Below are 12,337 nucleotides of genomic sequence, written 5' to 3'. Positions count from 1 at the left end.
TGGCGACCGGCGCGGGCGTCGCCGTGGTCGTGGCGGCCGCCGCGACCGTCGCCGTGGTGTTCATCTCCGACGACGACGCCCCCGGCAAGCCGCACCCGAAGCCGTCGCGAACCGCGCCCTCGGCCTGGGCGCTGGAGGCGGGACGCCGGCTCGCCTCCGGCCCCGGCTTCCGCTACCAGGGCACGCTCACCGCCGCGAACGGCCGCCCCGTCCAGGCCGACGTGCAGGTCACGGCGGCGGGATCGGCGATCGGCACGCTCGCGGCGGGCCCGCTGACCGCCGAGGTCGTGGCCGCCGGCGGCGACACCTACCTCAAGGCCGGGACGCAGTTCTGGCGCGAGTACGCGGGCGAGAGCGCGCACCCCGAGAACTACGCGGGCCGCTGGTCGAAGGCGCCCGCCGCCGTCCCCGGCTTCGACGTCCCGGACGTGCTGGGCGCGCAGGCGATCGCGAAGGCGCTCACCAAGGCGCCCGCGAAACCGCCCACCGAGACCGTGAACGGCGTCCGCGCCTACAAGATCAGGACGTCGGCCGCGAACTACCTGGTGTCGGCGGCGGCGCCGTACCGGCTGGTCGCCGTGCAGGCGGCCGGCGCCGACGCCGCCCGGTTCAGCGTCGCCGACCTGCCGAACCCCGCCGCGCTGTTCGCGCGGCTGCGGCCCCGGGTGAAGACGCTCGCCGGCGCCGCCGACCCGAGCCTGCACTTCGACCCCGGCAAGCTCACCTTCGTCAACTGCGACCAGAACCCGGCGGGCTGTACGGTGCGCGTCCCGGCGACGCTGTCGTCGCCGGACACGGTGCCGGACGGCGCGCGCGCGGCGCTGCGCGCGTCGATCGCCACCCGCGGCACCCCGCTCGGGTCCTGCACCGCGTCCGCGCCGGTGCCGACGAACCGGTCGTTCGTGCTGACCTGCACCGTCGCCGGACGGGCCTGGCGGACGTGGGTGAAGTCGGCGCTCGACCACCCCGGCTCCTACCCGTACTCGGCGCAGGCCCGCGTGATCGGCGAGGCCCTCACCGCCGCGGACGTCAAGGCGCTGCTGGCCAAGCTCGACAAGGAGCGGAGCGCGGTGGTGAAGAGCACACTGTCCGGCGCCCCCGGCGGCGCGACCGGCACCCCGTCGCCCGGAACGAGCGGCGCGCCGGGCACCGGCGGGTCCGGCGCGCCGAAGAAGTCCGGTGCCCCGACCGGGCCCCGCGCCGCCGGGACGGGCGGTACCGGCCGGCCCTGAAACCCCTACCCCCGGGGGCCGGGGCCGGTTGAACAGAACGAAATTCAGCCTGTCTACACTGCGGCTGTGAACTCCGTGCCCTCGGGGAGCGACGGCTCCCCGGCCCATCCCGCCCAGCTGGTCAGGCGGCTGCACGTCGATCTGTGCCGGCTGGCCAGCGCCCTGTGTTCAGCGGTGAACCCGGGGACCCGTCCGGCTCGTAGCACCGGTTAGGACCTGCCCGAATCCGGCCGGGACGCGTGATCTCCCACCCGAGGTGATAACCCTTGAAGTACGGGGTCATGACCTCCCCGAGGGCGGGATGTCACACATGACGGGCGGAGCGACGGCCGCGGTCCGCGCCTCTCGGACCACGGCCGCCGCCGGCGAAGAACGGACGGCACCGGGCCGCACGCCCGGCGCCGCCGTACCGCTGAGCGGCCCGATCCCCGAGACCAGCATTCCATCCCGGACATACCATGAAGGTAAGCCTTAGTAGCATCACGATCCTGGGTGCCTCCCCCAGGACGGGTGCTGCGCGTCGAGGAGGTCTTCCTCTGTGACCAAACAGGTCCAGCAGCTCGACCGCGTCATCATCCGCTTCGCCGGGGACTCCGGTGACGGGATGCAGTTGACCGGCGACCGCTTCACCCAGGAGACGGCGGCGTTCGGCAACGACTTGTCGACGCTGCCGAACTTCCCGGCCGAAATCCGCGCCCCCGCCGGGACCCTCCCCGGCGTGTCCAGTTTCCAGCTGCACTTCGCCGACCACGACATCCTCACGCCGGGCGACGCGCCCGACGTGCTGGTCGCGATGAACCCGGCCGCCCTCAAGGCCAACCTCGGGGACCTGCCCCGCGGGGCGGACCTGATCGTCAACACCGACGAGTTCAGCAAGCGCAACCTCGCCAAGGTCGGCTACGCCGCCGACCCGGTCGCCGACGGCTCGCTCGCCGAGTACCGGGTGCACGCGCTGCCGCTCACCTCCATGACGGTGACCGCGCTCGAGGGCTACGAGATCTCCAAGAAGGACGCCGAGCGCGCGAAGAACATGTTCGCGCTCGGGCTGCTGTCGTGGCTGTACCACCGTCCCACCGAGGGGACCATCGGCTTCCTCGAGCGCAAGTTCGCCAAGAAGCCCGAGATCATGAAGGCGAACATCGCCGCGTTCCAGGCGGGCTGGAGCTACGGCGAGACCACCGAGGCGTTCTCGGTGCAGTACGAGGTCAAGCCGGCCGAGCACGAGGCCGGCCTCTACCGCAACATCACCGGCAACGCCGCGCTGTCCCTCGGCATCGTCGCCGCGGGCGTGCAGAGCGGCCTGCCGGTCTACCTCGGCTCCTACCCGATCACCCCGGCCTCCGACATCCTGCACGAGCTGTCCAAGCACAAGCGGTTCGGCGTCCGGACGTTCCAGGCCGAGGACGAGATCGCCGCGGTCGGCGCGGCGCTCGGCGCCTCGTTCGGCGGGTCGCTCGGCGTCACCACCACCTCCGGGCCCGGCATCGCGCTGAAGAGCGAGACGATCGGCCTCGCCGTCGCGACGGAACTCCCGCTGCTGGTCATCGACGTGCAGCGGGCCGGACCGTCCACCGGACTGCCGACCAAGACCGAGCAGGCCGACCTGATGCAGGCCATGTACGGCCGCAACGGCGAGGCGCCCGTCCCGGTCATCGCGCCCCAGTCCCCCTCGGACTGCTTCGACGCGGCGCTGGAGGCGGCCCGCATCGCGGTGAAGTACCGCACCCCCGTCATCCTGCTGTCCGACGGCTACCTCGCCAACGGCTCCGAGCCGTGGAAGCTGCCGGACGTGGCGGCGCTGCCGAAGATCGAACCGAACTTCGCGGCCCCCTCCGAGGAGCCCTTCGAGCCGTTCCGGCGCGACCCCGAGACCCTGGCCCGCCCCTGGGCGGTCCCGGGCACCGCCGGCCTGGAGCACCGGATCGGCGGCCTGGAGAAGGCCGACGTCACCGGCAACATCTCCTACGACCCGGCCAACCACGACACGATGGTCCGGCTCCGCCAGGCCAAGGTCGACGGCATCGCCAACGACATCGCGCCGCTCGCGGTCGACGACCCGTCCGGCCGGGCGCGCGTCCTCGTGATGGGCTGGGGCGGCACCTACGGCGCGATCTCCGCGGCGGTCCGGCGCGTCCGGGCGGAGGGCCGCGACGTGGCGCAGGCGCACCTGCGGCACCTCAACCCGTTCCCCGCGAACCTGCCGGAGGTGCTGCGCTCCTACGACAAGGTCATCGTCCCCGAGATCAACCTCGGCCAGCTGTCGATGCTGCTGCGCGGCCGGCTGCTGATCGACGTGATCGGCTACAACCAGGTCCGGGGCCTGCCCTTCAAGTCGGAGGAGCTGCAGGACGTCATCCAGGAAGTGATCGACAGTGAGTGACACCAACGGAAACGGCGCCGTGAACGGCAACGGACGCAGCCTGCTCTCCCTGGTCCCCAAGACCGACCAGAAGCAGACGATGAAGGACTTCAAGACCGACCAGGAGGTGCGCTGGTGCCCCGGGTGCGGTGACTACGCGATCCTCGCGGCCGTCCAGTCCTTCCTGCCCGAGCTCGGGCTGCGCCGCGAGAACATCACGTTCATCTCCGGCATCGGCTGCTCGTCGCGGTTCCCGTACTACATGAACACCTACGGGTTCCACTCGATCCACGGCCGCGCGCCGGCGATCGCGACGGGCCTCGCCACGTCCCGGCCCGACCTGTCGGTCTGGGTCGTCACCGGCGACGGCGACTCGCTGTCCATCGGCGGCAACCACCTGATCCACGCGCTGCGCCGCAACGTCAACCTGAAGATCCTGCTGTTCAACAACCGGATCTACGGGCTGACCAAGGGCCAGTACTCGCCCACCTCCGAGACCGGCAAGATCACCAAGTCGACCCCGATGGGCTCGCTGGACGCGCCGTTCAACCCGCTGTCGCTGGCGATCGGCGCGGAGGGCAGCTTCGTCGCCCGCACCATCGACTCCGACCGCAAGCACCTGCAGTCGGTGCTGCGCGCCGCCGCCCAGCACCGCGGCACCGCGCTGGTCGAGATCTACCAGAACTGCAACATCTTCAACGACGGCGCGTTCGACCCGCTGAAGGACGCCGCCGTCCGCGACGACATCACGATCCGCCTGGAGGACGGCGAGCCGATCGTCTTCGGCGCCGACCGGCAGAAGGCCCTGCGCCGGACGCCGTCGGGCTCGTTCGAGGTGGTGAACGTCGCCGACGTCCCCGCGTCGGACATCGCGGTGCACGACGCCGCGAACCCGGACCCGTCGATGGCGTTCGCGCTGTCGCGGCTGGACCAGCCGGCGTTCGAGCACACCCCGATCGGCATCTTCCGCAACGTCGACCGCCCGTCCTACGACGAGCTGATGCGCGCGCAGGTCGAGGAGGCCGTCGAGACGCAGGGCGCGGGCGACCTCGCCGCGCTGCTCGCCGGCGGCGACACCTGGCGCATCGACTGACGCACCGTCCGGGGCCCCGTCCCCTGGGCGGGCACTGACGCCGTCAGCGTTCCGGAAAGCCCGTCCCCGCATACCGCGGGGGCGGGCTTTCCGCGCTTTGGAACCGTGCGGACGGGGCAGTGTTCATCACGGGATGAGCAATCGGCGATCGTTGGCCGGGTTCGGCCGCGACACGATGCGGGACACCGTCTCATCCTGAAAGACTGTCGCAGATCTTGTCAGCCCGGGGAGGTGACGATGCGGGTCGTTCCGCGCCGCAACAAGGGTCGTCGGCAGGCAGAGGACACCGCTCCGCCCAGCCCTCCCCCGGCGGCCGCCCCGGACCGTCCGCTCGCCTGGCCGCCGCCGCCCGCCCCTCTCCTCGACCCGTCCGAGCGGTCAGCCCCGTCCACGGACGCGGCGCCACCCGAACAAGGCGCCCCGGACAAGCAGGACGCGCCGGACAAGCCCACACAGGCGCACGACGCCGCTTCCCCCGAGCAGGCCGCGTCGCCCGGGCGGACCGCGCCGCTGGAGCAGACCGCGCATGCTCGCGACGCCGCCTCTGCGGAGCGGACCGCGCCGCTAGGCCGGGCCGCAGCGCCCGAGCGCAGCACACCGCCCGAGCAGGACGCGTCGCGCGAGCAGCCTCAGCCGGGCGCGCCAACCGAGCAGACCACGCCGCTGGGCCAAGCCGCCGTACCCGGTCAGGGCACCTCGCCCGAGCAGGACGCGCAGACCGCGCCACTGCCACAGGCCGCGCCGCCCGGACAGGCCGCGCCGCTGGAGCAGGCCGCGCCGCCCGGACAGGCCGCGCCGCCTGGACAGGCCACGGCGCCCATGCCGTCCGTCTCGCCCGAGCAGGCTCAGCGAGCCGAGTCGCCCGCGCGCGCGGCGCAGGACGCCTCGCAGGACGCGCCGGGAGTCGGCGAGCCCGCGCCGTTCGGACGGGGCGGAGCGGTCCTGTCGCCTGCTCAGGCGCTCGGGCAGGACGATCTGACCGGGCGGACGCCGACGGAGCCGTTCGAGCCGGTGCCCGGCCCCACGCTGATCCCCGACCCGGAGGGGCCGCCACCCGCCCGGCCGGCGCGAGCGGTGGGCTTCACGCCGCCCGAACGGCCGGAACCGGCGTCGGCGCCGGCGCGCGGTCCGGAGCGGGCCACGGCGGTGCTGCCGGTGCCCGAGATCCCGGACGCGGACCGGCGGCGCCGGGCCCGCGCCGAGCAGCGGCGCCGCGCGGCGGCCGAGACCAAGCGCAGCCGCGCCGCGCGCCGCCAGGGCCTGGAGTACCGGGAACGGCCCGTCCCGGAGCCGGTCCAGGCCGCCGACCAGCACCGGTCCGCGCTGGTGATCATGGTGTTGACGCTCGGGCTGCTGATCGCCGCGGTCGCGGTGACCGGCGGCATGATCGCATCGTCCATGCGGACGCGGCCGGTGACGCTGGCCGCCCCGCTGCACGTGTACCCGGTGACGCAGGCGTCGCCGGGGCAGTGCCCGGCCGGGACGCCCGGGATCACCGGGCAGGCCGCCGCCGGCGTGACCTGCTACCGGCTCGCGCAGGGCATCGCGATCCACAAGGTCGCCGACCTGCGGGTGCAGAAGTCGCGCGGGACGTCCGGGTACGACGTGGCGCTCACGCTGCGGCCCGTCGACCGGCACGCGTTCGCGCGGCTGACCAGCGCGACCGTGGGCCGCGACCTGGCGTTCGTGGTCCGCGACCGGCTGATCACCCTGCCGCGCGTCGACATGCCGATCCGGGACGGGAAGGTCGTGGTGACCGGCTCGCCGACCCGGTCCGCCGCGAACACCCTCGTCCGCGAGCTCAAGGGACGCTGACGGGCCCGCGCTTTGGCCCGTCCGGCGGTCGTCGGGCAGGCTGGACGGCGTGGACCTGGATCTCGCGCAGGTGCGGGCGTTCGTCGCGACCGCCGAGCAGCTGCATTTCGGGCGCGCGGCGGGCGAGCTGTTCCTCACCCAGCAGGCGCTGTCGAAGCGGGTCGCGCGGCTGGAGGACGTCCTCGGCGTGCGGCTGTTCGACCGCACCGGGCATTCGGTGCGGCTGACGGCGGCGGGCGAGCGGTTCCTGGAGCCGGCGCGGCGCGCGCTCGCGGCGGCGGACGACGCGATCGTGGCGGCACGGCGCGACGACCGGCCGCTGCGCCTGGACGTGTGGGGCCACCTGTTCGACCCGATGCGGACGATCCGGCGGGTCGTCGCGCGCCGTCCGGACCTGCCGATCGAGCCGAACCTGAAGCGGGGGCTGTCCGAGGTCGTCACGGCGCTGCGGCGCGGTGACGGCGACGCGGGCTTCGGCCGCGTCCACGCGCTGGACGAGCCGCTGCCGGACGGGCTGGCGCACCGGCTGGTGCGGCTCTCGCCGATGGCGGCGGTGATGGGCGAGGCGCATCCGCTGGCGGACGCGGCGACGCTGCGTCCCGCCGACCTCGCCGGGACGACGGTGTGGTTCCCCGCCGAGATCGGCAAGCTCGACTTCCTCGACCGGTTCCTGGCCGAGTTCGGGCTGTCCGGCGAGTTCGGCGGGGTCAACCTGGGGCTGGACTACTTCCTCGACCACCTGCGCGAGGAGCCCGGGCACGTGTCGCTGCTGCCGGCGGACGTGGGCGTGCCGGCGGACGTCCGGTCGGTGCCGCTGACCGATCCCGTCCCGCTGTACTCGTGGTCGCTGATCTGGCGGGCCCGCGAGCAGCATCCGGTGCTGCGGGCGCTGCTCGCGGAGTTCGCGGCGGCGGCGCGGGAACACGGCTGGCTGGACTACGACCCCGCCGCGCACTGGCTCCCGGCCACCGAGCTGGACGCCCGCCCCGCCAGCGACGCGAAGACGCCCGGCCGAGCGCGCCCCTAAAACAACGCCCGCCACTCCGCCGACCACGAGCCTGACCGCCGCCGACGCCGTCGGCCTCCGGCAGCGCCGCCTGCTTCCGCCGGCGCCACCCGCCTCCGCCGGGAGCCGCCCGTCTCTGCCAGCGCCACCCGCTTGGTCCGGGCGCCGCCCGCCTCCGGCAGCTCCGCCCGCCTCCGGCGACGCCGTCCGCTTCGGCCGGGCGCCGCCTGCCTCGGCGGGCGTCCGCGGGTTCGGGTGTCGGTCAGGCCTGGGGCAGCTCGGTGCCCTGGACGGCCTGGATCTCCAGCTCGACCTTCAGGCTCTCGCCGACCATCGCGATCCCCGCCTCCAGGATCTGGTTGTAGCGGATCGCGAAGTCGGTGCGGCGCAGCTCCGCCGTCGCGCGGAACGCCGCGCGCGTCCCGCCCCACGGGTCGCCGCCGCTGCCGAGGAACAGCATGTCCAGGTCGACGGGCTTGGTGACCCCGTTCAGGGTGAGGTGGCCGTGCACCGTCCAGCGATCCGGGCCGGTCGCGGTGAGCCCCTCGCCCTCGTAGGAGACCACCGGGTGCTCGTCGACGTTCAGGAAGTCGGCCGAGCGCAGGTGGTCGTCGCGCAGCTTGTTGCCGGTGTCGATGGACGCCGCCTCGATCCGGGCCGTCACCCGGGACGCCTCCACCGGCTCGGTGATCTCGATGCTCCCCTCGAACGCGGCGAACCGGCCGCGCACGCTGGACAGCCCGAGGTGCTGCGCGACCGCCCCGACATTCGAGTGCGCCGGGTCGATCGTCCACGGGCCGGGCGGCGGCAGCTCGGTGCCGCCCGCGCGGGCCAGCACCAGCGTGCCGAGGTCCGCCGCGCCGGACGCGTGCACGATAAGCGTCGACGCCGTCGGCTGGAACCCCATCGCCGTGACGATCACCGTGTAGGTGCCGGCGGGCAGCGGACCGGCGGCGAGCACGCCGTCCTCCCCGGTCTGCTCCCGCGCGACCTGCCGGCCCGCCAGGTCCGTGACCGTGACGATGGCGTGCCGCACCGCCCAGCCGTCCTTGGTCCGCACCGATCCGCGCAGACCGCGCCTGTCATCCATCAACGACCCGCACTCCAGTTTCGTGGCTCGTGTGATTGCGTCGGCCGGGGCCGCCCCGGTCGGGCGGCCCCGGGATCGGTCCTACTCGTCGGGGTAGCCGAGCTCCAGGTCGTGGTCGTCGAGGCCGCCGCCGGCCAGCGACAGGCCGCTCGCCACCGGCGGGTAGCCGGACGCGATGACGGTGTACTGGCCGCCGGTCAGGTCGGTGAACGCGTACTCCCCGTCCGGGCCGGTGATCGCCATCGCGACGACGTTGCCGGCCGCGTCCACCAGCGTGACGCGGGCGTCGCCGACCGGCTCGCCGGCGTCGTTGCGGACCGTTCCGCGGACGCGGGCGCCCGCGGGCAGCTCGACGTCCAGCCGGGTCTGCCCGCCGCCCGCCACCTCCACCGGGAGCGCGACCGGGCGGTGCGCCGCGGCGCTGACCGCGAGCGTGTACGAGCCGGTCATGACGTCCTTGAAGACGTACTGGCCGGACGCGTCGGTGCGGCCGGTCCCGACGACCTCGCCGCGCACGTCGGTGACGACGACCATCGCGTTCGCGATCGGGCTGCCGCCGGCGCTGCGGACCGTCCCGCCGAGGCCGCCGTTGCCGGCCAGCATCAGGTCGAACTCGACCGGGCGGTCGCCGACGACGAGGGTCGCGGCCTGCGGCTCGTGCTCCCCGGTCGCGGCGATCAGCACGTAGGTGCCGGGGCCGGGGGTCGGCAGCGCGTACCGGCCGTCGTCCTGGGTGATCGCGCGGCCGAGCTGGTGCCCGTCCACCCCGATCAGCGTCAGCGCGGCGGACGGGACGGGCGCGCCGTCGCCGGAGCGGACCACGCCGCGGACGGGGACGCCGCCCGCGCCCTGCCGCATGAGCCCGTCCTGCGCGAAGGCGCTCTGCTGCGCGAGGAGCCGGGCCTGCGCGGCCGGATCGGCCGCCGTGGACCCGCCGGGAGCCGCGGCCGTGCCGTTGGACGGCAGGCCGTTAGCGGGCATTTCGTTCATCGCCATCTCCTTGGGGACCGCACCTGCCCCGACCGACGCCAGCTGCTGCTCCACGGCCGGTTCGTGGCCGCGGGCGTGCCTGCCGACGGCCGTGGCGGCGCCATTGGGGGGCACCGGCGCGGACGGCTGGGCGTCCGCCGGCGTGGTGGCGGGGGCCTGCGGGGCCTGCCCGCCCGTGCCGGCCCTGCCGCGCAGCGGCAGCTCCTTCATCGCCAGCACCGTGATGAGGCCGACGACCGCGACCGGCACGCCGAAGATGAAGACGTGCTCCAGCGAGTGCGTGAACGCGGTGAGCACGATCGACTTGAACGGCTCGGGCAGCGCGTGCACCTGGGCGGGGGTGCCGAGGGAGCCGCCGCCCTTCGGCATCGGCAGGTGCGCCTCGCGCAGGCCCTTGGCGAGCTCGCCGGGCAGCTTGTTGTTCAGGATCGCGCCGAACGCCGCGACGCCGACCGCGCCGCCGAGGTTCCGGAAGAACGACACACCGGACGTGGTGGACGCCAGGTCCTCCATCTTCGCGGCGTTCTGCGCGGCGAGGATCAGGATCTGCATGGTCAGGCCGAGCCCCACGCCGAGGAGCGCGAGGTCGCCGCCGATCTCCACCTTCGACGAGTCGACGTGCAGGCGCGACAGCAGGTACAGCCCGGCGCCCACGCACACCAGGCCGATCGCCGGGTAGATCTTGTACTTGCCGAGCCGGGTGACGAGCTGGCCGGACGCGATGGAGGCGATCAGCATGCCGACCACCAGCGGCAGCGTCATCAGGCCGGACGCGGTGGGGCTCAGTCCCTTGACGACCTGCAGGTACTGCGGCATGTAGATCATGACGCCGAACATCGCCATGCCGACGCAGAGCGAGCCGAGCGAGGTCAGCACGAACGTCCCGTTGCGGAACAGCCGGGGCGGCAGGATCGGCTGCCGCGCGGCGCGCTCGGCGAACACCGCCCCGACCACCAGCACGACCGCGACCGCGCCCAGCACGTACGTCCAGGTGGAGGCCCACTCGAACTGGTTGCCGCCCATCGACAGCAGCAGCATCACCGCGGTCGCCGCGCCGGTGATGGTGAACGCCCCGAACACGTCGATCCGGGTGTCGCGCTTCACCTTCGGCAGCTTGAGCACCTTCTGGATCACCGCGAAGGCGACGATCGCGAGGGGCACGCAGACGTAGAAGCACCAGCGCCAGCCTAGACCGTCGGCGTCCACGAGGAACCCGCCGAGCAGCGGCCCGGCGACGGTGGCCACGCCGAACACCGCGCCGATGTACCCGGAGTAGCGGCCGCGCTGCCGGGGCTCGACGATGTCGCCGAGGATGACCTGCGCCAGCGCGGACAGCCCGCCGGCGCCGAGGCCCTGGACGGCGCGGGCCGCGATCAGCATGCCGATGTTCTGGGACAGCCCGCCCGCCACGGACGCGACCACGAAGATCAGGAGCGCGGTCTGGAAGGAGAGCTTGCGGCCGATGATGTCGGAGACCTTGCCCCACAGCGGGGTCGAGGCCGTCATCGTCAGGAGGGTGGCGCTGGCCACCCACGACAGCTGGTCCTGACCGCCGAGGTCTCCGACGATGGTCGGCAGGGCCGTGCTGACCACCGTGGACGAGATCATCGACGTCAGCAACGCCATCATCAGGCCGGAGAGGATCTCCAGGATCTGGCGGTGCGTGTACTGCGGTCTCGCTTGCTCTGGCGCCATCGGCCCCGCCGACGGCGCCACGCTCGCTTGAGCCACCATGCCCCCATGGAACGTAATTACCTGTGTTTTGCATATATGCTATGTACACGCTTGTTTACTTGCAACTCGGGGGATACTGGGGCGATTCGGGTGATCCATACGGGGACGGATCGGGATTCGATGATGAGCGTCGAGCAGGCCGAGCAGCGCGAGCAGCGCGAACACCGGAAGCGCGACCGGGAGGCGACCCGCCGCCGCATCCTGGACGCCGCTCGCGATCTGTTCGGCGAGCACGGTTACGACGGCGTCACGGTCCGCATGATCGCCTCCGCCGCCGACGCCAACACCGCCCTGGTCAACCGGTACTTCGGCTCCAAGGCCGCGCTGTTCGGCGAGGTCCTGGCCGGCGAGTCCGCGCTGCGCGGCGTCATCGCCGGCGACCCCGCCGGGCTGCCCCGCCGGCTCGCCGAGCACTTCGTCCGGCAGGCCTCCCTGCACCGCGTGACGCCCATGGCCCGGATGATCGACCGCTCCGCCGGCAGTCCCGAGGTCAAGCAGATCCTGCTCGGCTACCTCGAAGACGTGATCATCGAGCCGATCGTCGCGCAGCTCGAAGGCCCGAACCCGCGCGCCCGCGCCCTGCTCGCCTCCACGATCATCATGGGGGGCGGCCCCGTCCGCCGCCTGCTCGGCCTCAACGACCTGCGCAGCGCCGACCCGGCCGAACTCACCGACCGCCTCACCGCGATGTTCACCGCCGCTCTCTCCCCCTACTCCCCCAGCCCGGCCCACCCCGCCACGCCCTAACGCCTCCGCCCGATCACCACCCACTCCCGGGTCCGGCGTCGTCCGAACGAACCGCGAACACCGTGCTCAACGACCACGGTGGGACACGCACGGCGCGACGCCCGGGCGCCATCAGGTAGGCGTGCCTGGGCCATGCGCGGCGTAAGGCACGGACGTGGCGTGAGCATGCGCGCCGTGGGGCGCGGTGGAGAGTGGACGGGGGCCTAGTACGCCGGGGGGTGTAACGGTGGAGCGGTGTGTACAACGGCGGGCGCAGGGGAGATCGGCGCGA

Annotated in this window: 9 protein-coding genes; 7 read left to right on the top strand and 2 right to left on the bottom strand. The window is 73.5% G+C overall.

Going from position 1 to position 12,337, the window contains the following annotated elements:
- The 6 genes from ABZ914_RS13415 to ABZ914_RS13390 all read left to right on the top strand — a co-directional run.
- Nucleotides 1-1,232, top strand: a 1,232-nt coding sequence (locus tag ABZ914_RS13415; protein ID WP_500193217.1) for a LolA-like protein, incomplete at its 5' end; no start/stop codon positions are given.
- A gap of 66 nt (nt 1,233-1,298) precedes the next feature.
- Nucleotides 1,299-1,445 (top strand): putative leader peptide, encoded by a 147-nt coding sequence (locus tag ABZ914_RS13410; RefSeq protein WP_387029342.1) that lies wholly within the window; start codon nt 1,299-1,301, stop codon nt 1,443-1,445.
- A 325-nt stretch (nt 1,446-1,770) separates the two neighbouring features.
- Nucleotides 1,771-3,612 (top strand): 2-oxoacid:acceptor oxidoreductase subunit alpha, encoded by a 1,842-nt coding sequence (locus ABZ914_RS13405; protein WP_500193216.1) that lies wholly within the window; start codon nt 1,771-1,773, stop codon nt 3,610-3,612.
- The gene (locus tag ABZ914_RS13400) at nt 3,605-4,684 is read left to right on the top strand and encodes a 2-oxoacid:ferredoxin oxidoreductase subunit beta (RefSeq protein ID WP_500193215.1); all 1,080 of its coding nucleotides are present in this window, start codon (nt 3,605-3,607) and stop codon (nt 4,682-4,684) included. Before ABZ914_RS13405 ends, ABZ914_RS13400 begins: the two co-directional genes overlap by 8 nt.
- Before the next feature lie 237 nt (nt 4,685-4,921).
- Nucleotides 4,922-6,499, top strand: coding sequence for a SecDF P1 head subdomain-containing protein (locus ABZ914_RS13395; protein WP_500193214.1), 1,578 nt, complete (start codon nt 4,922-4,924; stop codon nt 6,497-6,499).
- Between the two features lie 49 nt (nt 6,500-6,548).
- Complete coding sequence (locus ABZ914_RS13390; RefSeq protein ID WP_500193213.1) at nt 6,549-7,526, top strand: LysR family transcriptional regulator; 978 nt, start codon at nt 6,549-6,551, stop codon at nt 7,524-7,526.
- A gap of 241 nt (nt 7,527-7,767) precedes the next feature.
- Here ABZ914_RS13390 and ABZ914_RS13385 read toward each other — a convergent pair whose 3' ends face one another.
- Together ABZ914_RS13385 and ABZ914_RS13380 are read right to left on the bottom strand one after the other, a co-directional pair.
- Complete coding sequence (locus ABZ914_RS13385) at nt 7,768-8,595, bottom strand: YceI family protein (protein WP_387029336.1); 828 nt, start codon at nt 8,593-8,595, stop codon at nt 7,768-7,770.
- 81 nt (nt 8,596-8,676) lie between these two features.
- Nucleotides 8,677-11,319 carry an MFS transporter gene (locus tag ABZ914_RS13380; protein ID WP_500193212.1) on the bottom strand — a complete coding sequence of 881 codons (2,643 nt, stop codon included), beginning with the start codon at nt 11,317-11,319 and terminating at the stop codon, nt 8,677-8,679.
- Nucleotides 11,320-11,439: 120 nt separating this feature from the next.
- Between ABZ914_RS13380 and ABZ914_RS13375 the strand changes: the two genes are divergently transcribed.
- Complete coding sequence (locus ABZ914_RS13375) at nt 11,440-12,066, top strand: TetR/AcrR family transcriptional regulator (RefSeq protein ID WP_500193211.1); 627 nt, start codon at nt 11,440-11,442, stop codon at nt 12,064-12,066.
- Nucleotides 12,067-12,337: the final 271 nt, after the last annotated feature.

Source organism: Spirillospora sp. NPDC046719 (assembly GCF_040645715.1).
GTDB lineage: Bacteria > Actinomycetota > Actinomycetes > Streptosporangiales > Streptosporangiaceae > Spirillospora.
The sequence above is the reverse complement of the archived record's forward strand: the minus strand, read 5'-3'. Positions and strand labels throughout refer to the sequence as shown.

Excerpts from the sequence above, each read along its gene's own strand:
- ABZ914_RS13375 (WP_500193211.1), top strand. The coding sequence starts at position 11,440 with ATGATGAGCGTCGAGCAGGCCGAGCAGCGCGAGCAGCGCGAACACCGG.
- ABZ914_RS13395 (WP_500193214.1), top strand. The coding sequence starts at position 4,922 with ATGCGGGTCGTTCCGCGCCGCAACAAGGGTCGTCGGCAGGCAGAGGAC.
- ABZ914_RS13385 (WP_387029336.1), bottom strand. The coding sequence starts at position 8,595 with ATGGATGACAGGCGCGGTCTGCGCGGATCGGTGCGGACCAAGGACGGC.
- ABZ914_RS13380 (WP_500193212.1), bottom strand. The coding sequence starts at position 11,319 with ATGGTGGCTCAAGCGAGCGTGGCGCCGTCGGCGGGGCCGATGGCGCCA.